The sequence below is a fragment of the Rhizobium sp. CECT 9324 genome (assembly GCF_918741265.1).
Classification (GTDB): domain Bacteria; phylum Pseudomonadota; class Alphaproteobacteria; order Rhizobiales; family Rhizobiaceae; genus Allorhizobium.
The window spans coordinates 2234641-2257345 of sequence record NZ_CAKKMZ010000001.1 but is presented as its reverse complement, the minus strand read 5'-3'; the positions used below and the strand labels follow the sequence as shown (position 1 = coordinate 2257345).

The 22705-nt window shown below is 60.6% G+C and carries 19 protein-coding genes and 4 tRNA genes; 14 read left to right on the top strand and 9 right to left on the bottom strand.

What is annotated here, in order from left to right; all coding sequences use genetic code 11:
- The first annotated feature begins 87 nt into the window (after positions 1-87).
- From LQ231_RS11190 to LQ231_RS11180, 3 genes are all read left to right on the top strand, one after another.
- Positions 88-162 (top strand) — tRNA-Glu (locus LQ231_RS11190).
- A 165-nt stretch (positions 163-327) separates the two neighbouring features.
- A tRNA-Glu gene (locus LQ231_RS11185) sits at positions 328-402 on the top strand.
- A gap of 181 nt (positions 403-583) precedes the next feature.
- A tRNA-Glu gene (locus LQ231_RS11180) sits at positions 584-658 on the top strand.
- 35 nt (positions 659-693) lie between these two features.
- Here LQ231_RS11180 and recJ read toward each other — a convergent pair.
- The 5 genes from recJ to LQ231_RS11155 form a co-directional block, all read right to left on the bottom strand.
- Entirely contained in the window at positions 694-2496 is a 1803-nt protein-coding gene (gene recJ, locus LQ231_RS11175) for a single-stranded-DNA-specific exonuclease RecJ (RefSeq protein WP_230171371.1), read from the bottom strand.
- A gap of 180 nt (positions 2497-2676) precedes the next feature.
- Positions 2677-2892 (bottom strand): hypothetical protein, encoded by a 216-nt coding sequence (locus LQ231_RS11170; protein ID WP_230171370.1) that lies wholly within the window; start codon positions 2890-2892, stop codon positions 2677-2679.
- A gap of 185 nt (positions 2893-3077) precedes the next feature.
- Complete coding sequence (locus tag LQ231_RS11165) at positions 3078-4397, bottom strand: homoserine dehydrogenase (RefSeq protein ID WP_230171369.1); 1320 nt, start codon at positions 4395-4397, stop codon at positions 3078-3080.
- 88 nt (positions 4398-4485) lie between these two features.
- Positions 4486-5703 carry an LL-diaminopimelate aminotransferase gene (locus LQ231_RS11160; protein WP_230171368.1) on the bottom strand — a complete coding sequence of 406 codons (1218 nt, stop codon included), beginning with the start codon at positions 5701-5703 and terminating at the stop codon, positions 4486-4488.
- A gap of 227 nt (positions 5704-5930) precedes the next feature.
- Positions 5931-6338, bottom strand: coding sequence for an SHOCT domain-containing protein (locus LQ231_RS11155; protein WP_230171367.1), 408 nt, complete (start codon positions 6336-6338; stop codon positions 5931-5933).
- A gap of 162 nt (positions 6339-6500) precedes the next feature.
- On the opposite strand from LQ231_RS11155, the gene phaC reads away from it, so the two are divergent.
- From phaC to LQ231_RS11115, 8 genes are all read left to right on the top strand, one after another.
- Positions 6501-8339 carry a class I poly(R)-hydroxyalkanoic acid synthase gene (phaC, locus tag LQ231_RS11150; protein WP_230171366.1) on the top strand — a complete coding sequence of 613 codons (1839 nt, stop codon included), beginning with the start codon at positions 6501-6503 and terminating at the stop codon, positions 8337-8339.
- 28 nt (positions 8340-8367) lie between these two features.
- On the top strand, positions 8368-9087 hold the full coding sequence (gene sfsA, locus LQ231_RS11145) for a DNA/RNA nuclease SfsA (RefSeq protein ID WP_230171365.1): 720 nt from the start codon (positions 8368-8370) through the stop codon (positions 9085-9087).
- A 42-nt stretch (positions 9088-9129) separates the two neighbouring features.
- A complete protein-coding gene (gene map / locus LQ231_RS11140) occupies positions 9130-9954 on the top strand; it encodes a type I methionyl aminopeptidase (protein ID WP_113141160.1) in 825 nt (274 codons plus the stop codon).
- Positions 9955-10108: 154 nt separating this feature from the next.
- Positions 10109-10957 (top strand): DNA repair protein RadC, encoded by an 849-nt coding sequence (radC, locus tag LQ231_RS11135; protein ID WP_230171364.1) that lies wholly within the window; start codon positions 10109-10111, stop codon positions 10955-10957.
- A gap of 182 nt (positions 10958-11139) precedes the next feature.
- On the top strand, positions 11140-12564 hold the full coding sequence (sthA, locus tag LQ231_RS11130; protein ID WP_230171363.1) for a Si-specific NAD(P)(+) transhydrogenase: 1425 nt from the start codon (positions 11140-11142) through the stop codon (positions 12562-12564).
- A gap of 148 nt (positions 12565-12712) precedes the next feature.
- Entirely contained in the window at positions 12713-13909 is a 1197-nt protein-coding gene (locus tag LQ231_RS11125) for an MFS transporter (RefSeq protein ID WP_230171362.1), read from the top strand.
- Between the two features lie 82 nt (positions 13910-13991).
- Positions 13992-14795, top strand: a complete 804-nt coding sequence (locus tag LQ231_RS11120; protein WP_113141157.1) for an endonuclease/exonuclease/phosphatase family protein — start codon at positions 13992-13994, stop codon at positions 14793-14795.
- Between the two features lie 119 nt (positions 14796-14914).
- Positions 14915-15934 carry an LLM class flavin-dependent oxidoreductase gene (locus tag LQ231_RS11115; RefSeq protein WP_230171361.1) on the top strand — a complete coding sequence of 340 codons (1020 nt, stop codon included), beginning with the start codon at positions 14915-14917 and terminating at the stop codon, positions 15932-15934.
- 237 nt (positions 15935-16171) lie between these two features.
- Here the strand turns inward: LQ231_RS11115 and tig are convergent, their stop codons facing one another.
- The 4 genes from tig to LQ231_RS11095 all read right to left on the bottom strand — a co-directional run bounded on the left by tig (position 16172) and on the right by LQ231_RS11095 (position 19760).
- A complete protein-coding gene (gene tig, locus LQ231_RS11110; RefSeq protein ID WP_113141155.1) occupies positions 16172-17650 on the bottom strand; it encodes a trigger factor in 1479 nt (492 codons plus the stop codon).
- A 183-nt stretch (positions 17651-17833) separates the two neighbouring features.
- Positions 17834-17918: transfer RNA gene (locus LQ231_RS11105), tRNA-Leu, on the bottom strand.
- Positions 17919-18078: 160 nt separating this feature from the next.
- A complete protein-coding gene (locus tag LQ231_RS11100; protein WP_230171360.1) occupies positions 18079-18654 on the bottom strand; it encodes a GDYXXLXY domain-containing protein in 576 nt (191 codons plus the stop codon).
- On the bottom strand, positions 18651-19760 hold the full coding sequence (locus LQ231_RS11095; RefSeq protein WP_230171359.1) for a DUF2157 domain-containing protein: 1110 nt from the start codon (positions 19758-19760) through the stop codon (positions 18651-18653). Before LQ231_RS11095 ends, LQ231_RS11100 begins: the two co-directional genes overlap by 4 nt.
- Before the next feature lie 717 nt (positions 19761-20477).
- Between LQ231_RS11095 and LQ231_RS11090 the strand changes: the two genes are divergently transcribed.
- From LQ231_RS11090 to trmFO, 3 genes are all read left to right on the top strand, one after another.
- Positions 20478-20624 (top strand): DUF1127 domain-containing protein, encoded by a 147-nt coding sequence (locus tag LQ231_RS11090; protein WP_007606945.1) that lies wholly within the window; start codon positions 20478-20480, stop codon positions 20622-20624.
- Between the two features lie 305 nt (positions 20625-20929).
- Positions 20930-21073, top strand: coding sequence for a DUF1127 domain-containing protein (locus tag LQ231_RS27275; protein ID WP_007606944.1), 144 nt, complete (start codon positions 20930-20932; stop codon positions 21071-21073).
- Positions 21074-21269: 196 nt separating this feature from the next.
- Positions 21270-22679 carry a methylenetetrahydrofolate--tRNA-(uracil(54)-C(5))-methyltransferase (FADH(2)-oxidizing) TrmFO gene (trmFO, locus tag LQ231_RS11080; RefSeq protein WP_230171358.1) on the top strand — a complete coding sequence of 470 codons (1410 nt, stop codon included), beginning with the start codon at positions 21270-21272 and terminating at the stop codon, positions 22677-22679.
- Positions 22680-22705 lie beyond the last annotated feature (26 nt).

Below are 22705 nucleotides of genomic sequence, written 5' to 3'. Positions count from 1 at the left end.
GATGCGGCTGTCATTTTTTTGAAAAAATCGGCAAATGGCGCTTGCGGCTTTGCATGCCCCTGACTATAAGGGCGCCACGGAGCGCACGCGCCCTTCGTCTATCGGTTAGGACACCAGATTTTCATTCTGGGAAGAGGGGTTCGACTCCCCTAGGGCGTGCCACTCCATCCTCCTCGTGAAAATCAGTGATGTGCTAAACGCCGGAGATGATGCGTCATTTCATGCATTTATCGCGTCCGGCAAGGCGTCGAAATTTCTCGTGCGGAACCGCAAGTTTCCGCTTGCCGGATCAAATCACCCTGACTATAAGGGCGCCACGAAGCGTACGCGCCCTTCGTCTATCGGTTAGGACACCAGATTTTCATTCTGGGAAGAGGGGTTCGACTCCCCTAGGGCGTGCCACTTCAATTCCATGTACAAGCTGGGAATAACCACGGGAAAGCAATCCGCTAACCTGCTCATATTGCGTGGCTTTTACAGATCCAAAGATTATTCTCTCAGCTGTGGAAAAAGCGCTGCTTTGCCGCGCTTTTGGTCTTGCATGAATCACTTTCCCCGGCCATAAGGGCGCCACGAAGCGCAGGCGCCCTTCGTCTATCGGTTAGGACACCAGATTTTCATTCTGGGAAGAGGGGTTCGACTCCCCTAGGGCGTGCCACCTCCCCTTGAGATACCTTTGTTACGTAACGTAAGTCACGGCGCCTTTGCGGCATCGAGCACGCGCAACTGTATGCGGCGATTGCCCTGCCAATGATCGGCGCCCAGCGTGCCGGCGACATGAACCTGATTGCCGCGATTGTTCATCAGGAAATGGCCGAGGTCGGTTTCGGCGGCACGGAAGGCAATCCCATCAAGCTTGCTGCCGTCCAGTGCCTCCAGCGTGATCTTCACATGCGTCGTGCCGACCGGGCGCACATCGCGCAGCCGGTGCATCGGCACGGCAAAGATCGGCTGTGCATGACCCGAACCGTACGGACCGGCGGCCTCGAGCTGGTCGATCAGCGCCAGCGTGGCGCCCGACGCGCCGATCGCGCCGTCGATCTTCAGTGTCTGATTGGACGCAAGGGCTGCGACCTGGGTCGCCGCCTGCTCGTCGAAAAAGGCGCGCAATCGGCCAAGATTACCCCGCTCCACCGTCAGGCCCGCCGCCATCGCATGGCCGCCGCCCTTGACCAGAAGGCCATTGTCGACGGCTGCCCGAACCATTTTACCTATATCAAAACCGTTGATCGAGCGGCCTGAGCCCGCACCCTTGCCGGATGGGTCGAATGCGATGGCGAAGGCCGGCCGCTTGAAGCGCTCCTTCAGCCGGGCCGCCAGCAGGCCGACGATGCCTGGATGCCAGTTTTCCCGTGCCGTGACGATGACCGCGGCCGTCTCGCCTGTACCATATTCGGCCATGGCTTCGGCCTCCGCCTCGGCCAGCATGATGGCTTCCATGGCCTGACGTTCGCGGTTGAGTTCATCCAGCTGGGTGGCAATCTTGTCGGCTTCGGCAGGCTCCACCAGCGTCAGCAGGCGACTGCCCAGAGCCGCATCGCCGATCCGTCCGCCGGCATTGATTCGCGGCCCGACAAGAAAGCCGAAATGATAGGGCGTGACGGGGCCGCCGATGCCGGCGATGCGCAGCAGCGACGCAAGACCCGCATTGTTCTGGTGGCGGGCGGCAATCAGCCCCTTGGTGACATAGGCACGGTTCAGGCCCTTCAACGGCACCACGTCACAGACCGTGGCCAGAGCCACAAGATCGAGCCAGGCGAGCAGGTCGAGCGAGCGGGCATAGGCATGCCCTTCCTCGCGCAGACGCCTCAGGCAGGCCACCAGAACCATGAAGACAACACCGGCTGCACAAAGATGCCCCTGCCCCGACAGATCGTCCTCGCGATTGGGATTGACCAGTGCATGACAGGGCGGCATCTCGTGGCTCATCTGGTGATGATCGATCACGACCACATCGATGTTGCGGCGTTCGGCGGCGCCCAGCGCCTCGATGCTTGTCGAACCACAGTCGACCGTGATGATCAGCTGCGCACCGCGATCGATCAATTGATCGATGGCCGCAGCATTCGGTCCGTAACCTTCGAAGATCCGGTCCGGGATGTAGATTTCGGCGTCGATGCCGAAATGATGCAGAAATCGGTACATCAGCGCCGAGGACGCCGCGCCATCCACGTCATAGTCGCCGAAAATGGCGACGCGCTCACTGCGGTTGACGGCAGCACAGATACGTTCTGCCGCGGCGTCGCAATCGGTCAGGCGCGATGGATCCGGCATCAGGTTGCGGATGGTCGGATCGAGAAAGGCCGGCGCCTCGTCGACGCCCACACCCCTGCCCGCGAGCACGCGGGCCACCAGTTCCGGGATGCCGTGCACCTGGCTCATGGCGAGCGCCCTGTTCTGCGCCGCCTGATCGGCGCGGTTCATCCAGCGCTGACCACTGACGGATTGCTCGACACCAAGAAAAGCGCGCTGGACGGGATCTACCGGTTCGGACATGGGACTCGCTTTGCAACACGACCGGACAGCACCTAAAGGCGCCGCGTCGTGACGACGGGATGGACGATGTCCCAGCTTGAAGCTCGAACCATCATCCGTCCGCTGTTCTAGCGGTCCTGACAAAAATGACCAGAGGCAAGCCGGCCTCAGATGCAAGCACGCCAACCATGCTTTTGCAGATTACGCCATCACCCAGGCCACGAAGGCGAATGGCACGACCATGGCACACAAGAAGGCCAAGAGCACCACCCAGTCCGACATGCCATCGGCAGAGGCATCCCAGCCGTCAGCATGTGACGCGGAGATTGACCGTCGTTGGGCATCAGGCTGGTTGTGCTCTAATGTTTCGCATCCGGCGAAATCCGCCGGAGAGACCCATGTCTTTCCCACACTCATCGCTAAGGCTCCTCCCCAAGAACCTGACAGACAGCGACAATCTACCGCGCGGTCACCAGCATGGCGAGAGTGGAGGTCGATTTTTTGTACGTGGCGCGTATTTTTCGCGCCAATTGGATCAACTGCTTCGCAGACGCAGCAGCGAAATCGGGCGAATTTCCCGAGATCGCTGCAGTGCAATAGACTTAGGACTTCGGCCGTTCGATGCGAATCATCTGCGGCTCGCCAACCAGATAACCCTCATGCTTGATCGCATCGACGGCGCGGCGCACAGCGCTTTCCATGGTTGCATGGGTGACGAGGATGATGGTCTGCGGCTTGCCGGCAACAACCGGCTGTTTCGAATGCTGGACGATGGATTCCAGCGAAATGCTGTTTTCCGCCATCTTGGTCGCGATGCTGGCAAACACGCCGGTGCGATCCTGCACCGTCAGACGGATGAAATAACCGCCTTCGTGGCTCTGCATTTCGGCCTGGCGATACGGTTCGAGCAGATGCGCCGGGCGACCGAGCACCGGAACGTCCTGCGCACCCGGACGGCTCTTGGCAATGTCGGTGATATCGCCGAGCACCGCCGAGGCGGTTGCATTGCCGCCGGCGCCGGGGCCGACCATCAGCAGTTCACCGAGAATGTCGGATTCGAGCGCCACCGCATTGGTCACGCCATCAACCTGGGCAATGACCGAATCGAGCGGCACCATGGTCGGATGCACGCGCTGTTCGATGCCGCTTTCGGTCTTCTGGGCAACACCGAGAAGCTTGATGCGATAGCCCAGATCGGCGGCCGCATGAATGTCCTCGATGGAGATATTGGTGATGCCTTCCAGATAGATCTTGTCGGCTGCAATTTCCGACCCGAAGGCCAGCGTGGTCAGGATCGACAGCTTGTGGGCTGTGTCATTGCCTTCGATGTCGAAGGCCGGATCGGCCTCCGCATAACCGAGGCGCTGGGCTTCCTTCAGGCAATCGGCAAAGGAAAGCCCTTCCTTCTCCATCTTGGTGAGGATGTAATTGCAGGTGCCGTTCATGATCCCGTAGATGCGGGAGAAATTGTTGCCGGTCAGGGACTCACGCAGCGTCTTGATGACCGGAATGCCACCGGCAACCGCCGCTTCGTAATTGAGCAGAAGGCCTTTCTCCTCAGCCAGCTTGGCCAATTCGACGCCGCAGCGTGCCAACAGGGCCTTGTTTGCGGTCACCACATGCAGGCCACGGCCGAGTGCGGCACGCACCGACAGGTCAGCGGCACCTTCAGAGCCGCCAACGAGTTCGACGAAAACGTCGATATCGGCGTTGTTGGCCATGTCCACCGGATCAGAGAACCACTGCATGCCGGACATGTCGATGCCGCGATCCTTGGCCTTGTCGCGCGCCGAGACCGCCGTGACGATGATCGGACGGCCACAGGCAACGGTCAGCGCATTCGAACGCTGCTGGAGGATACGAACGAGCGAGGCACCAACGGTACCAAGACCCGCCACGCCAATTTTAAGGGCATCAGCCATGGATCAGTCCTGACCTAATCAGATAGTGGAAATCGGCGGCCGCGAGCGGGCCGCCACAGAAGCTCAGTGAAGGGCGCAGCGATAACGCTCAGCGGTGGGCGTTGAGCGAAATGACGTTGTGCATCGTCTCGTCGGCCGTCGACAGGAACTTCTTGATGCTGCGGGCGGCCTGGCGGATACGGTGTTCGTTCTCGACCAGCGCCAGGCGAACATATTCGTCGCCCATTTCGCCGAAGCCGATACCCGGCGCTACGGCCACATCGGCCTTCTCAACCAGCAGCTTGGAGAATTCCAGCGAACCGAGATGACGGAATTTTTCCGGGATCCTGGCCCAGGCGAACATGGTCGCTGCCGGCGGCGGCACTTCAAAGCCGGCCTTGCCGAAGCTTTCGACCATGACATCACGGCGACGCTTGTAGATCGAGCGGACTTCGGCAATGTCGGAACCGTCGCCGTTCAGGGCGTGGGTCGCCGCCACCTGGATCGGCGTGAACGCGCCGTAGTCGAGGTAGGACTTGACGCGGGTCAGCGCCGAGATCAGCCGCTCGTTGCCGACGGCAAAACCCATGCGCCAGCCCGGCATGGAAAAGGTCTTCGACATTGAGGTGAATTCAACCGCGACGTCCATGGCGCCCGGGACTTCCAGGACGGATGGCGGCGGCGTGTCGTCGAAATAGATTTCGGAATAGGCAAGGTCGGACAGAACGATGATGTCGTGCTTCTTCGCAAAGGCGATCACGTCCTTGTAGAAATCAAGCGTCGCCACGCGCGCCGTCGGGTTCGATGGATAGTTGATGATCAAGGCCAGCGGCTTCGGGATCGAGTGACGAACGGCGCGTTCGAGCGGCGGGAAGAAGGTCTCGTCCGGCTCGACGGGGATCGAACGGATAACGCCACCGGTCATCAGGAAGCCGAAGGCATGGATCGGATAGGTCGGATTGGGGCACAAGATGACGTCACCGGGGGCGGTGATCGCCTGTGCCATGTTGGCAAAGCCCTCCTTGGAGCCGAGTGTCGCGACCACCTGGGTATCCGGGTTGAGCTTCACATTAAAACGGCGCGCATAGTAGGCCGCCTGGGCACGGCGCAGACCGGGAATGCCCTTGGACGAAGAATAACGGTGCGTGCGCGGGTCCTGGACCGCTTCGCACAGCTTGTCGACGATCGCCTGCGGGGTCGGAAGATCGGGATTGCCCATGCCAAGGTCGATGATGTCGGCGCCACCGGCTCGCGCGCTCGCCTTCAAACGATTGACCTGTTCGAAAACGTAAGGCGGCAAGCGCCGGACTTTGTGAAATTCTTCCATCTTCAACCCCTGAAACCGCGCGGGCATTGTCCGCGGCAGGCGGGTTCGTTTGTCCCAGTGATCGCCAGCCCCGCAACGAACCGCAAAACCGGAGCCGGACGATAGTATCTCAACACAAGCGCTGGCAGCAAATTTTGTCGCAAATCCGACCCGCGCGACGAGTCACGCTGAAATACCTGCCGAAAGCCTCTCGTTGCTTTGCGGAAAATCCCGCCGAAAGGCAAGTGCTATTTGGCGATCAACGCCTGCGTCTCCGGGCCATGTTGGGTTGCGAGCGTGCGCAGTTCAGCGAGCTTTCGCTGGTATTCGGCTTCGGTAATGGTTCCGGATTGGCGCGCGCTGGACAGGGCCGTGAGCTGCTGTTGCAGTGCTGCTGCTTCTTCGTTGTTCATCTGGACATTGGCGGCGTTCAACGAGCCACCGAAATTCGGGAAGCCATCCTTTGATGTCGGACGCTTCGCCGGTTGATCTGGCGCATCCACATCATCCACCGTCACCTGCAGCGCCGAAGGGGTCTGCGTGACGGTTGCCGTTTCTGCGGATGACTGGCATCCGCTTGCGGCGAGCATCCCGACAAGGGCGGCCAGAATGGCCGGTCGGTTCAGGTTTTCGAGGCTAAAGGTTGTCTGTGCCATGGTCTCAACAATCCGCATGCCTGCTGGAAATCCAGCAAATTCAAAGGGTGCATTTTCCCGCTACCTGCGAAAGACTATGCGCCAATCGCTGGAACTTGTAGTCATTTTCATGCAGGATGCGCAAATACAAAAGACGCCAGATACAATCCTGGGGAGGATGCCGTGGACAACAAACGGGAAGAGACTGCACAGTCCGGTCCGGCATTCGATGCAAAACTGCTCGAACCCTATATCGTCAAGGATCCGCAGGCGCTGGCTGTCAATGCGGCAAAGGCGCTTGAAAATCTGGGCAAGGCTGCTTCAAGCTGGCTCGCGCCGCGCGAACGGGGCGAGATTGTCGATCCCGTCTCCGAACCGATGTCCGAGCTTGTCAAGACGATGTCCAAACTGGCCGAATACTGGATGTCCGACCCGAAGCGGACGATGGAAGCGCAAACCCACCTGCTGAATGCCGTCTTCGGCATCTGGGCGCGCTCGCTGACCCGCCTCTCCGCACCGCCGGATGCGCCCGTCAATGAGCCCTTGCCGAAGGACAAACGATTCGCCGACGAGGACTGGCAGCGCAATCCGTTCTTCGATTTCCTCCGCCAGACCTATCTGGTTCTGTCCGATTGGGCCGACAAGATGGTCAATGACGCCGAAGGGCTCGACGAGCATACGCGCCACAAGGCCGCCTTCTACGTCCGCCAGATCACGGCCGCCCTTTCGCCGGCAAATTTCGTCGCCACGAACCCGCAGCTCTACCGGGAAACGGTCGCCAGCAGTGGCGCCAATCTGGTCAAGGGCATGCAGATGCTGGCCGAGGATATCGCCGCCGGCAAAGGCGAACTGCGCATTCGCCAGACAGACACCAGCAAATTCGCCGTCGGCGAAAACATGGCCATCACCCCCGGCAAAGTGATCGCGCAGAGTGATATCTGCGAGGTCATCCAGTATGCGCCGGCAACCGATACCGTGTTGAAGCGGCCGCTTTTGATCTGCCCGCCATGGATCAACAAGTTCTACATTCTCGACCTCAACCCGCAGAAAAGCTTCATCAAGTGGTGCGTCGAACAGGGACACACCGTCTTTGTCATCTCCTGGGTCAATCCCGACGAGCGCCATGCGGACAAGGATTGGGAGGCCTATATCCGCGAGGGCATCGATTTTGCGCTGGATACGATCGAGAAGGCGACCGGCGAGAAAAAGGTCAATGCCATCGGCTACTGCGTCGGCGGCACGCTGCTTGCCGCAGCGCTTGCCCTGCATGCGCAGGAAAAGGACAGCCGTATCGCCAGCGCCACCTTGTTCACGACGCAGGTGGATTTCACCTATGCCGGCGACCTCAAGGTGTTTGTCGATGAGGAGCAGCTTCAGAGTGTCGAGGAACGGATGCGGGAAACCGGCTATCTCGATGGCTCGAAAATGGCGACGGCATTCAGCATGCTGCGCGCCTCCGAACTGATCTGGCCCTATTTCGTCAACAATTACCTGAAGGGCCAGGATCCGATGCCCTTCGACCTGCTCTACTGGAATTCCGATTCGACCCGGATGGCGGCGGCCAACCATTCCTTCTATCTGCGCAATTGCTATCTCAACAACACGCTGAGCCAAGGCAAGATGCAGCTCGCCGGCAAGACACTGTCGCTAAAGAAGGTGAAGATCCCGATCTACAATCTTGCCACCCGCGAAGACCATATCGCGCCGGCAAAATCGGTCTACATCGGCAGCGCGCTGTTTGGCGGACCCGTCGAATTTGTCGTCACCGGATCGGGACATATCGCCGGTGTCGTCAATCCGCCGGACAAGAAGAAATACCAATACTGGACCCATGGAAAGGCCGAGGGCACCTATGAGGATTGGCTTGCCAGCGCCGAAGAAACCGAAGGTTCCTGGTGGCCGCATTGGCAGGCCTGGATCGAAAAGCTCGACCACAAGCAGGTTTCGGCCCGTAAACCCGGCGGCGACGCCCTGAACGCGATCGCCGACGCACCGGGCAGAAACGTGCTGGAACGCGTATGACGCCCCGCAGCGCATGTGGGACCGGCCGTTGATCTTCGAACCGCCGCTGATCCCCGCCCGATTGATCCGCCGCTACAAGCGCTTCCTGTTCGATGCAGTGCTGGACAGCGGCGACGAAATCACCGGATTTTGCCCGAATACCGGCTCGATGCGCGGATTGACGGATCCGGGGTCAGCGATCTGGCTCTCTGTCCACGATGCGCCAAACCGCAAATATCGCCATGCCATGGAACTGGTGGAGGCGGACGGCACGGTGATCGGCGTCAACACCGCCCTGCCCAACCGTCTGGCCGAAGAAGCCATTCTCGCCGGCTTGATACCGCAGCTCGACGGTTTTGCCACATTGAAGCGCGAGCAGCGCTACGGGCGAAACTCGCGCATCGACATCCTGCTTGAGGATGCAGACAAGGGCAGCGTGCATGTCGAGGTGAAGAACGTGCATTTCATCCGGGAGGCAGGCCTTGCCGAATTTCCCGACAGCGTGACGACGCGTGGGGCCAAACATCTGGAAGAGATGGGCGATCTGGTCGAGACCGGCAGGCGCGCGGCGATGCTGTTCCTGATCCAGCGGACCGATTGCAGCCGGTTTCGTATCTGCGCCGATCTCGACCCCGCCTATGGCCGCGCCTTTGTCCGGGCAATAGCGCGCGGTGTCGAGGCCTATGCGATCGCCTGCGACATCACGCCTTGCAAAATCGCGCCCATGCGGCTGATCCCGATAGACTTGTCGGGTGCTGCTGCTTTATGAACGTGAAAACACTGTCATTCTCAGGGATCCGGAAGCGGCTCAATGGTCACCTATATCGACGCGGCATCGGCACCGCTCAAGAATACCGGCGCAATTCGCCTCTATAGCGCGCAAGACTTCGACGGCATGCGCCGCGCCAGCCAATTGACCGCCCGCTGCCTCGATGCGCTCGTGCCAATGATCAAGCCGGGTGTCACGACTAATGCGATCGATCGCTTCGTCTTCGAATTCGGCATGGACAATGGTGCCCTGCCCGCGACGCTAAACTACCGTGGCTACAAATATTCCGTCTGCACCTCGATCAATCATGTGGTCTGTCACGGCATGCCGGACGACAAGCCGCTGCGCGAGGGCGACATCGTCAATATCGACGTCACCTATATCCTGGACGGCTGGCACGGCGATTCCAGCCGGATGTATCCCGTCGGCCAGATCAAGCGGGCCGCCGAACGGCTGATGGAAGTGACGTATGAATGCCTGATGCGCGGCATTGCCGCCGTGCGCCCGGGTGCCCGCACCGGTGCCATCGGCGAGGCGATCCAGACCTATGCGGAGGCCGAACGCTGCACCGTGGTGCGCGATTTCTGCGGCCATGGCGTCGGCCGTCTGTTCCACGACAGCCCGAACATCCTGCACTACGGCCGCGCCGATGAAGGCCCGGAACTGCGCGAGGGCATGATCTTCACCATCGAGCCGATGATCAATCTCGGCAAGCCGCATGTGAAGGTTCTGTCCGATGGCTGGACCGCCGTGACCCGCGACCGGTCGCTGACCGCACAGTACGAACACGCCGTTGGCGTGACGGCGACCGGTTGCGAGATCTTCACGCTGTCGCCAGCCGGGCTCGATCGGCCGGGTCTCTCGTAATCTTCGAGCACAGGCCTGCAACCAATCGACGCAGAACTATGCTGTAGCATCTTGCGCGATACAGCAGGGATGTCACTATATCCCTGCGACGGTGATCAAGACGGCATGTTCGCCCTCGCCGCGTGACTATGATGGTCCATGCAAGGGTTTGACGATGGCGAAGCTTCCCCATTCCGAAAACGGCTCCCTCTTCGGCGACACCATTGTCGATCTGGGTCAGGATGTTTCCGGAAACCCGGATCACGACGAACGCCACTTCTTTGCCGAACAGACGCCCCGGACCGACCGGCTGAAGCCTTCCCCTGCCATCGACACCAGCCCCCAGGCCGCCGATGCCCACTATCACGGACACCGCGACCGGCTGCGGGCGCGTTTTCGCGACGGTGGCGAGAGCGCACTGGCCGACTACGAGATCCTTGAACTGCTGCTTTTCCGGCTGATCCCGCGCCGCGACACCAAGCCGATCGCCAAGGCGTTGATCGCACGGTTCGGGACACTTGCTGGCGTCTTCGGCGCACCACCAGCACTGCTGCAAGAGGTCAAGGGCGTCGGTGACACGGTGGCACTGGATCTCAAGCTGATTGCCAGCGTTGCGCAGCGCATGCTGAAAAGCGAGTTGCGCGGCAAACAGGTTCTGTCGTCCTGGTCGTCGGTGATCGACTACTGCCACGCCGCCATGGCCTATGAAACCACCGAGCAGTTCCGCATCCTTTTTCTCGACAAGCGCAATGTGCTGATCGCCGACGAGATCCAGGGACGCGGCACCGTCGACCACACGCCGGTCTATCCGCGCGAGGTGGTCAAGCGCGCGCTTGAACTTTCGGCCACAGCGATTATCCTTGTGCACAACCACCCGAGCGGCGACCCGACCCCGTCGCGCGCCGATATCGACATGACACGCACGATCGTCGATACGGCCAAGCCGCTCGGCATCACCGTGCATGACCACATCATCATCGGCAAGGACGGTCATGCGAGCCTCAAGGGCCTGCGCCTGATATGATCCGGGTCCAGTTGGGACAAATGTTTGCGGCAGGCGATGCCGAACTGCCGTGTGCGCGCAAATTTCCGTCGCAGACAGACACAAATCGTTATCGATAACGAAACGGTTAGATTGCCCTGCTAGTTTCACTATGGGACACATTGCAGTGCAACATCCCGACACGCGAATCAGGGACGAATATCATGAACCAATACGACTTTGTCGTCATCGGCAGCGGGCCTGCCGGGCGCCGCGCCGCCATCCAGGCCGCCAAGCTGGAGAAGAAGGTTCTGGTGATCGAGAAGGGAACGCGCGTCGGCGGTGTTTCCGTGCATACCGGCACCATTCCTTCCAAGACGCTGCGCGAAACCGCGCTGAACCTGACCGGCTGGCGCGAGCGCGGCTTCTACGGCCGCAGTTACCGCGTGAAGCAGGAGATCAATGCCGACGACCTTCGCCGCCGCCTCCTGATCACTCTCGACCATGAAGTCGAGGTGCTGGAGCATCAGTTCGCCCGCAATCGAGTCCAGCAGATGCGCGGCACGGCGACATTCGTCGATGCCAACACCATCGAGGTCGCCAAGGAAGACGGCGAAATCCTCCGAGTGCAGACCAAATCCGTGCTGCTCGCCGTCGGTACAAGGCCCTTCCGTCCGTCGCATGTTCCCTTCGATAACGTCAGCATCCTCGACAGCGACGACATCCTGGAGATCAAGGAACTGCCGCGCTCGATGGTGGTCATCGGCGCCGGCGTCATCGGCATCGAATATGCGACGATCTTTTCGGCGCTGGACACGGCCGTCACCGTGGTCGAGCCGCGCGACACGATGCTCGACTTCATCGACAAGGAAATCGTCGAGGACTTCACCTACCAGCTGCGCGACCGCAACATGAAGCTGATATTCGGCCAGACGGTCGAGACGGTCGAAAAGATCGACGGCAAATGCCGTGTCACGCTGAAGAACGGCCGCGTGCTGATGGCCGAGATGGTGCTGTTTGCTGCCGGTCGCGTCGGCGCCACCGATACGCTGAACCTCGCTGCCTGCGGTCTCGAGGCGGACAATCGCGGCCGGTTGAAGGTCAATCCCGAAACCTTCCAGACTGCCGTTCCCAACATCTATGCCGCGGGCGACGTGGTCGGTTTCCCAAGCCTTGCCTCGACGTCGATGGAACAGGGCCGGATTGCGGCGCGTCATGCGGTCGGCGCTCCTTCGCACGAACCGCCACAGTTCTTCCCCTATGGCATCTATGCCGTGCCGGAAATCTCCACCTGCGGCCTGACCGAAGAGGAAGTGATCCAGCGCAACATTCCCTACGAATGCGGCATAGCCCATTTCCGCGAAACCTCGCGCGGCCATATCATGGGTCTCGACAGCGGCATGCTGAAGATGATCTTCTCGCTGAAGACCCGACGCCTGCTCGGCGTGCATATCGTCGGCGAAGGTGCGACCGAACTGGTGCATATCGGCCAGGCCGTTCTCAACCTCAAAGGCACGGTCGAATATTTCGTCGAGAACACGTTCAACTACCCGACGCTCGCCGAAGCCTACAAGATCGCCGGCCTCGACGCCTGGAACCGCATGGGTGAACTGAAGGTGGAGAAGGTCGAGCGCAAGGCTGCGGAATAGGACTGGGACGGCGCGGTGTGAAAAGCCCTACGTCCGTTTCATGCTTTCCAGCGACGGGCTGACGGCGGTTGCGACTCATGCAATGGTGGTGTTTCAAACACCCACATCTTGCGGATGCTCCCGCCTTCATCAGCACAAAGCCAGTTTCATGCCTTCATCCTTCGGCCAGATTGCCGGCCGCCCGCAATTGCTCGTCCTCGCACTGATGATCTTTGCCCAGGGGTCTGCGTTCGGGGCGACGATACCCTATCTTTCGGTGACCGCAATCGGCACGCTCGGCATGAGCGACCAGACCTATTCGCTGCTGGTCTTCGTCTCTTCGATCTCGGCCGTCGTCATCAGCGTCTCGCTCGGCATCCTGTCGGACATGCTGGGTGACCGGCGACACATGTTGATCGCCATGTCGGCCTTGGGCGTGCTCGGCTATGGCGCCATCTATCTTTATCCATCGGTGCCCGTCTTCCTCGGCGCGACCTCGCTCGTCATCCCTTTTTTCTACGCCACCAGTTCCCTGCTGTTTGCCAGCGCTCGGCTGGAGACGGGCGAGCTCGAGCCGGTGGATGCCGCTTCAGTCAATGCAACCTTGCGCGCCATTATCTCGGCGGCCTGGGTGGTGACACCAGCCGGCCTGGGACTGGCGCTCGGCGCATCCGGCAGCATGCTTGGGGCCTGGGGGCTCGCCTCGCTCTTTTGCCTGTTCATCCTCTTCTGTGCGGCCCTTGTGCTGAAGTCGCCACCATCCCGGCCTGCCCGAGACACGGCGGCGCCCGGCTTTTTCTCGGCACTCAAGGAACTGGCTGCGCCAGACATGCTGATCCGGTTGATCGCGATTGCGGCGATCACGTCGACCCTGCGCCTGAGCGGCACCATCTGGCCGCTGATCCTGACCCTGCAGCTCGGCGGCAAGACCGACGATGTCGGGCTGATTGCCGGCATGACGGCGCTGATCGAGATCCCCTTCATGCTGATGTGGGCAGGCTCGCTGAAACGCTTCAGCATCATCGGCATTATCGTCACGGCGGCGCTCGGCTATGGCGGCTACATGGTGGCGTTGAGTTTCGCGACAGCGCCCTGGCACATCTATGGACTCGCTCTGCCGGGCGCTGCCTTTGCCGCCGCGCTGCTGGCCCTGCCGCTGAACTATTTCCAGGATCTGTTTCCCGGACGCCCTGGTCTCGGTACCGCGTTCATGCCGATCAACTCCTTCCTCGGCAATGCGATCACAGCCGCCACCTTCGCTGCCGGCTCACACTATCTCGGCTATTCGGAAACGGGCCTGCTCGGTGTCGCGCTTGCCGTAACCGGTGTGTCGATGCTGCTTTTCGTCGAGCGACAACGAGGATAATAGACGGTTCCGGCGCGCTTGAAGTGCTGCAACGGTGCAACTATCCTGCCGGCTCCACATCTTGGCCACGCTGCTGGATACAATGAAGATTGCTTCTCTCAATATCTGGGGCGGAATGCTCCATGAGCCGCTGATGCGCTATCTGGAGAACATCGACGCCGATGTGCTCTGCCTGCAGGAAGTCGCACGGGCACCTGGTGCACGGCACGACTGGCTGACCTATCGCGACGGATCGGTCGAACTGCAGCAGCGCGCGCATCTGTTCGATGAGATCGCAGCGGTTCTGCCGGCCCATGACGGGATCTTCTGCCCGACAGCACGGGGCGAGCTTCAGGATGGCGACGAAACCTGCTGGCAGGAGTTCGGGATTGCGACCTTCGTGCGCAAGGAGATTCCAATCATCGGCCAGGCACTCGATTTCATCCACGGCAGCTTCTCAGCCAACGGATTTGGCGCCCATCCGCGCGCCCGCAATGCGCATGGCATCAGGATCTTCAACCATCACGCCGGCGCGCCGATCACGGTCGTCCAACTGCATGGCCTGCGCGACCCTGCCGGCAAGCATGACACGCCGGCGCGCGAGCGACAGACCGAGGCACTGATTTGCCTGATCAAGCGTATCTGGCACACAGGTGAACCGCTGGTGGTCTGCGGTGATTTCAATGTGCTGCCCGACAGCGCTACCTTTGCAGCACTGGGTCAGCTCGGCCTCAGCGACCTGGTAACCGGCCGCGGGTTTTCCGACACGCGCACATCGCATTACCGGAAAGACGGCCGCTTTGCCGATTACATGCTGGTCACGCCGAATGTTCGCGTGAACACATTCGAGGTCGTCGCAGAGCCGGAGGTCTCGGATCACCGCCCTCTCATCCTTGATATCGCCTGAGATCAGCGGAAGGCGATCCTGTTTCTGATCCAGAAACAGTCTGTCACCTCGTTGCCCCTATGAGACATGGCTCCTAGATGCCATCTAGGTTTCAATCGTCATCACGAAAGCATATCATCATGAAGAACATTGGTTTTCTCTCCTTCGGCCATTGGTCGCCCTCGCCCCAGTCCGGCACGCGTTCGGCCCAGGACACGCTGCTTCAGTCCATCGACCTTGCGGTCGCGGCCGAGGAACTCGGTGCTGACGGCGCCTATTTCCGCGTCCATCACTTCGCCCGCCAGCTCGCCTCGCCCTTCCCGTTGCTGGCCGCCGTTGGCGCGCGTACATCGAGGATCGAGATCGGCACCGGCGTCATCGACATGCGCTACGAAAACCCGCTTTATATGGCCGAGGATGCCGGTTCTGCCGACCTGATCTCGCGCGGCCGCCTGCAGCTCGGCATCAGCCGCGGCTCGCCGGAACAGGTGATCGAGGGCTGGCGCTATTTCGGCTACCAGCCGGAAGAGGGCCAGAGCGATGCCGATATGGGCCGCCGCCATGCCGAGGTCTTCCTCGATGTCTTGAAGGGCGAAGGTTTCGCCAAGCCCAACCGGCGGCCGATGTTTCCCAACCCGCCGGGCCTGCTGCGGCTGGAGCCGCATTCGGAAGGCCTGCGTGAGCGCATCTGGTGGGGTGCCGGCTCGAATGCCACGGCCATATGGGCCGCCAAGCTTGGCATGAACCTGCAGAGTTCGACCCTCAAGGATGACGAAACGGGCGAACCCTTCCATATCCAGCAGGCGAAGCAGATCCGCGCCTATCGCGAGGCCTGGACGGAAGCCGGCCACACACGCACACCGCGCGTCTCTGTCAGCCGTTCGATCTTCGCCATCGTCAATGACATGGACCGCGCCTATTTCGGTCAGAACAAGGACCAGGATTCGATCGGCTATATCGACGAGAACACGCGTGCGATCTTCGGCCGGTCGTATGCGGCGGAGCCCGACAAGCTGATCGAGGAACTGAAGCGCGATGAAGCGATCGCCGAAGCCGATACGCTGCTGTTGACCGTGCCGAACCAGCTCGGGGTCGACTACAACGCCCATGTTCTCCAGGCGATCCTGACCCATGTCGCGCCGGCACTTGGCTGGCGCTGACAGGCCGAAAATAGAAAGGCAGCGCGTTTGGTGACGCTGCCGACGATCCGCCAGCAGCCAGCATGTCTGCGTCGTGTCGTCGGCATCGCCCGGACGCTCAGCACACCGTTTCCAGTGCGCATTCTCCCAGCGCATGTTTCCCCAGCGCAAGTTCCCACGTTGTTTTTCAACCCCAGATATGCAAAAAGGCCGCCCTCAGGGGCGGCCTTCACAATTGTCTTGAAAGGATGCCGAAGCTTATTCGGCGTCGCCTTCAGCAGCCTTCTTCTTCGGGGCTGCCTTCTTCTTCGGAGCGGCTTCTTCGCCTTCTGCAGCGTCGTCAGCCTTGGCAGCAGCCTTCTTCTTGGCAGTCTTCTTGGCCGGCTTGTCGCCGTCTTCAGACTCGTCTTCCGCCATCAGCTCTTCCTTGGTGACGGTCTTGTCGGTGACCGAAACGTCGGCGAGCAGCTTGTCGATGACCTTCTCTTCGAAGATCGGCGCACGCAGCGAAGCCGAGGCGCCCGGCGTGTTGCGGAAGAAGTCGAGGATCTGCTTTTCCTGACCCGGGAACTGCTGCAGCTGGGCAAACAGCGAACGCTGCATTTCTTCGTCGGTCACTTCGATGCCGGCCTTTTCGCCGATTTCGGAGAGAACGAGACCGAGACGGACGCGACGCTCGGCCAGCGCGCGGTATTCTTCGCGAGCTGCTTCTTCGGTCGTGTCTTCGTCAGCAAAGGTCTTGCCCGACTGTGCGAGGTCGGTGTTGATCTGGCGCCAGATGTTGTCGAACTCGGCGTCGATCAGCTTCGACGGAGCGTCGAACTTGTAGAGCGTGTCGAGCTGGTCGAGGATCTGACGCTTGACCTTCTGGCGGGTGACGTTGCCGTACTGGCTTTCGATCTGGCCGCGAACGACTTCCTTCAGCTTGTCGACCGATTCGACGCCGAGCTTGGTGGCCAGTTCGTCGTTGATTTCGATTGCGGCCGGGCCTGCAACTTCCTTGACGGTGATGTCGAAGGTTGCGTCCTTGCCAGCCAGTTCGGCAGCCGGATATTCAGCCGGGAACGTGACGTTGATGACCTTTTCGTCGCCAGCCTTGAGGCCTACGAGCTGGGCTTCGAAGCCCGGGATGAAGCGGTTCGAACCGATGACCAGTTCAGCGTCTTCGTCCTTGCCACCGTCGAAGGCAACGCCGTCGACCTTGCCGAGGTAGTCCATGGTGACGCGGTCGCCATCAGCGGCCTTGCCCTTCTTGGTCTCGAACGTGCGGGCATTTTCAGCGATCTTGAGGATCTGCTCGTTGATCTCGTCTTCCGAGACTTCGACCACTTCGCGCACGATCTTGATGCCGTCGACCGACTTCAGTTCGATCGGCGGGATGATTTCGTAGGACAGCGTGAATTCGAGGTCGGCCTGTGCGGACAGGATCTTCTCGGCTTCGGCTTCGTCCTCGGTCATGACGATTTCCGGCTGGGTCGCCGACTTTTCGCCGCGCTCCGACAGGATCGCGCTCGGACGGTCGCGGATGATCTCGTTGACGAGTTCAGCCATGATCGACTTGCCGTACATCTTCTTCAGATGCGCGGTCGGAACCTTGCCCGGACGGAAACCGTTGATGCGAACCTTGTCCTTGGCGTCAGCCAGGCGTTCGTTCATCTGCTGTTCCATATCCTTGGCCGGGATGATGACCTTGATTTCGCGCTTCAGCCCTTCAGCGAGCGTTTCGATAATCTGCATGTTCTTACCTTCATGTCGTGGCGGCCGTGCTCGGACAGCCGGTGGTTTCACTGAGCACGACGCCGGAATTTCTTTTCCCGGACGTGGCTGCGTCGCTAACGTCAAACATATGCCAAGCAAAACGGCGCCGGACAGACGGGATCAGCAAAGGATGCCTCTCACATCAATCCCGCGCGGCTAAGCTGGTGCGGGTAGAGAGACTTGAACTCCCACGCCTTGCGGCACCAGAACCTAAATCTGGCGTGTCTACCAATTTCACCATACCCGCGTCCAAAAGCGCATGCTGCGTGAGCGCATGGCCCCTCCGGAGCGCGCGTCTCTATATCACCCGTTTTCCGCCACGCAAAGGAAAAATGACACCCGTCCCCGGCCAAACAATGCCGGCATTCCCGGCTTGGCACTAGGTCTGGCACAAAGCGTGATGACAATCAGTAGAGCGGTTCCTGATAAAGCGGCACGCCATCGAGCATCAGCGCGCGAATCTGTGGCTGGCCGTCTTCGGACACCCGCACGGCGACGGAGACGCGACCGGTATTGCGCCCGTCCTCGATCGGGCGCCCCTCGCCTTCTGGCACATAATAGCTCTCGATCCCGTAGGTGACCCAGACTGTGCCATCGGTGCCGCTTGGCACATCATAGCCACGCACGGGCAAGGTGTTGACAATCACGCTGCCGGCGATTGCCGGCAATGGCTGGAAGGAGGCTTCGGTGACGGTCCAGAAACCATCCGGGGCGGGCTTCAATCGCACCTGCAGCGGCATTTTTTCATCGCCTGCCGGTCTTTCTCCCGTGATCAGCGCGGTTGTGATCGTGGAGATATCATAGCTCAGGATGACGTAGTCGCCACGCAACAGGTCGCGCGGGTCGACCGGCGCCGTCTTCAACAGGACTTCCGCACCGGTGCGCAGGATGCCTGCCCGGCTTTCGACCATGTAGCCGAGGATTGCCGTCTGACCGAGGCAAACGAGAAGAACTGCGAGAGCGAAGCGTCGGGTTGCGATCATGGCTGCACCTCCGTCGGACCTCGGCCGAAATGTTTCTCAAGGCGGATGACCACAAACGCGAGAACCGCCACCACCAGGCCGGCGAGCAGGAAGAAGGCCGAGGTTCCGAGGATACTGTCGATGGTCTCATAGGAGAGGTAGAGAACCTCCAGCGCAAAGACGATATAGGCGAGGAAACGCACCGCGCCATTGTCTCTGCCCTCCAACGCCAGCGCCGCCAGGCACAGCGCGATCACCAGGACGCCCAGGATTGCGTTCGTCTGGCCATCGACGGCATTGCCATGCCAATAGCCGAGACCGATAAAGGCGAGCAGCAGCGGATAAAAGGTGATCGAGGCGCCGAGCTTGCCGCGCAAGTGCGCCAAAGGTGATGCCGGAAGCGCAAACGCAAAGAAGACCAAGGTGCCCACGCCGGTCATCAGGGTGGCCCAGAGCACTTCATCGCCGAGCACATAGAACCAGATGCACCAGCTCAGCAGCAGCAGATAGGCAAAATGCTTGGCCTGATCGGTCCTGGTCCAGACCGTGAGCGCGGCCAGAACGGCGGCGGCTGCCGGTGGCCAATAGGATGCCAGTTCATGCCAGCGGAAATCATAGTCGAATCGATCGATCACCGTCCAGAAGACGACGAAGGACAGAATGCCAGCCGTCACGGTCAGCGCGCCCGAGCGGAAGAGTGCTGCGGAGATGGCGGTGACGACGAACCACAGCAGCATGGCGGAGAATGTGTCGCCCGACAGATGATAGAGCTGGCCGATCAGGGAAATCGCGCCGCCGAAACTGGCGGCTCCAAGCACAAGGCAGGCCGCCGTAAGCCTGTCCGCATCCCGCAACCGGGCAAACAGCGCCGCCAGCTGGAAGGCCCAGATCAGGGCGACAATGCCGATGACCTTGGTCAGGCGCGGGATCGCCTGCCAATTCGACGCGACCAGCAACAGCACCGAGGCGGCCACCAGCACCGCCGCCAGCATGACCAGCACGGTACCGACGCTGAAGGCCGAGCGCCTCGCATCGACATCGGCGAGCAAGCGGCCGGCCGTCGCCTCGTCGATCAGCCCCTTGCGGGTCCATTCCTGCAAGTCCCGTTTCAAATGACCGCGATACATGCGTCCCCCGCACCCAGATCCCACTGCCTCGCCAGAGGCAAAATTACAGGATTTGCCCGAAGTCTGGAACGGCCGGACGAGAAACTCAATCGCAGATCAGCGGCATCCGATAAAAAGGCAAAATCCCCTCAAATAGTTAGGGGCATTCGGCGGTTTGTGCGCAGCCCGTATTCTATGCGAAATGCGCATGGCTTCCATGACAATATTGCACTGCACAAGACGCCGACTCAGGCGTATATTCACAATCAACAAAAGGCAGATGAAGAACGTTTCACCAGCCCAGACTGACCGGAAACGGTCATACCACCTTCGGCCCCGCGTTATCCTCCTCCCGATGCGGGATCGAATGACCAGCGACGCTCCTCCTCCCAGTCGTTGGTCTGTCAAAATGACGCTCACCGGATCCTCCCCCGGTGAGCGTTATTCGTTTTGGCTAAGCCGTTCCCCCGCATACTGCAAGACGCTTTCGGCCCACGCGGCCTGACCGCGACGCGCATGCCCTCCGGCGACCCATGCCCGGTAATGCGGCAGTGCAATCCAGGGAGGCAAAAGCCTCAAAAAGCATCAGTTTACAGTCGATTAACCGTGCCGTTATGCAATTTATGCATGGGTGGTGTGAGGCTTTATGTCTTCAATCGTTTCGCAATGCAGCATATATTCCAGTCATCGAATTTGAACACGGCGCCGACAGTTGCGCCCAACCCATGAGGCAAGGCCATGAACATCGCTCGCTCGCTCAACAACTGGCGCAAGTATCGTCAGACCATCACCGAACTCGGCCGCATGTCGGACCGCGAACTGCGTGACCTCGGCATTGGCCGCGAAGACATCCGTCGCGTCGCCCGCCACGCCGTCAACAGCTAATTCCGTCGCGGCGCCAACGCGCTGCAGACTGGAACGAAACACGAAGGCCTCCCGCTTGCGGGAGGCCTTCTGCGTTTGCGCCAAGCCCATTTTTCTCAATGAAATCACAGGCCATAGCGGCGGAAAACCTTCTGCCTAATTTCTGCGCTCTGCTGCTAATATCGTCATCATCATGCACAAATGCATAGCAGTCGCCTAGAATTTGCACTGCACAATCTTATTTTACGGGCGTATAAGAGGGTCAATCGCTGAGGCGGAAACAAACCGCCAGATCAGCAACCAAGATCCCACCTAGGAAAACGACCATGAACCCGCTTCGCATTGCAAAAAACTGGATGAGCTATCGCCGCACTCTCGCTGAACTCGGCAACCTGTCGAACCAGACCCTCAGCGACATCGGCATCACCCGCTACGAAATCCGCAATATCGCTTCGCGCTCCTTCCGTTAATCGGAAGCCCGCCTTTGCGGCGGCAGCACAAAGCGACGACTGTCAGACGGCACCTTGGGTGCCGTTTTTGATTCTTGGCTCCGTTCAGCCTGAATCGCATCTGGTGTTTGCACACCGTGATCCCAGAGCCTTTTTGATCTCTGGATGTGCCGCAGAGCATGGACCTGCCAAGCCGCGCCATGATATGGAGCCGCCCATGACACACAGCACCCTTTCCCCCATTCACATCATCGGCGGCGGTCTTGCCGGATCGGAAGCCGCCTGGCAGGCAGCGCAAGCCGGCGTTCCCGTGATCCTGCACGAAATGCGCGGTGTTCGCGGCACCGATGCCCATAAGACCGACAGCCTGGCTGAACTGGTCTGCTCCAATTCGTTCCGCTCCGACGATGCGACGGCCAATGCCGTCGGCGTCATCCATGCGGAGATGCGGCTTGCCGGATCGCTGATCATGGCCTGTGCCGATCGCCACCAGGTGCCGGCAGGTGGTGCGCTTGCCGTCGACCGCGACGGATTTGCCGAAGCGGTAACCGCCGAGATTGCCCGGCATCCGCTGATCACCGTCGTGCGCGAGGAAGTCGCCGGCCTGCCACCGGAAGACTGGGACCAGGCGATCATCGCCACCGGACCCCTCACCTCTCCCGATCTGGCCGAGGCGATCCGCGCCAAGACCGGCGAAGATGCGCTCGCCTTCTTCGACGCGATTGCGCCGATCGTGCATCGCGACAGCATCAACATGGACATCTGCTGGTACCAGTCGCGCTACGACAAGGTCGGACCGGGCGGCACGGGCAAGGACTATATCAACTGCCCGATGGACGAAGAGCAGTACAATGCCTTCCTCGACGCGCTGATCGCCGGCGATTCGGTCGGCTTCAAGGAATGGGAAGGCACGCCTTATTTCGACGGCTGCCTGCCGATCGAAGTGATGGCCGAGCGCGGCCGCGAAACGCTGAGGCACGGGCCGATGAAGCCGATGGGCCTGACCAACGAGCACAATCCGACCGTCAAGGCCTATGCCGTCGTGCAGTTGCGCCAGGACAACGCGCTGGGCACGCTCTACAATATGGTCGGTTTCCAGACCAAGCTGAAATATGGTGCCCAGGCGGAGATCTTCCGGATGATCCCCGGCCTCGAAAATGCGGAATTTGCCCGCCTCGGCGGGCTTCACCGCAATACCTACATCCATTCGCCGACATTGCTCGATCCGACCTTGCAGTTGAAGAACCGTCCGGGCCTACGCTTTGCCGGGCAGATCACCGGTTGCGAGGGTTATGTCGAGAGTGCATCGATCGGTCTTCTCGCTGGACGTTTCGCTGCGGCGGAACGCAAGGGTGAAGAAATCAGCCTGCCGCCGGCAACCACGGCGCTCGGCTCCCTGCTCAACCACATCACCGGCGGCCATCTCGTTTCGCATGATGAGCCGGGCAAGCGGTCGTTCCAGCCGATGAACATCAATTTCGGCCTGTTTCCCGAACTGGAACCGGGCTCGATCGTCAAGCCGGAGGGCGTCAAGCGCTTTCGTGGCAAGGACAAGACGGTGATGAAGCGGCAGCTCGTGGCGCTGCGCGCACTTGCCGACTGCAAGGCCTGGCTCGGAATCGCCTGAAACCACCGTTCAAACAGGGCTCTGCC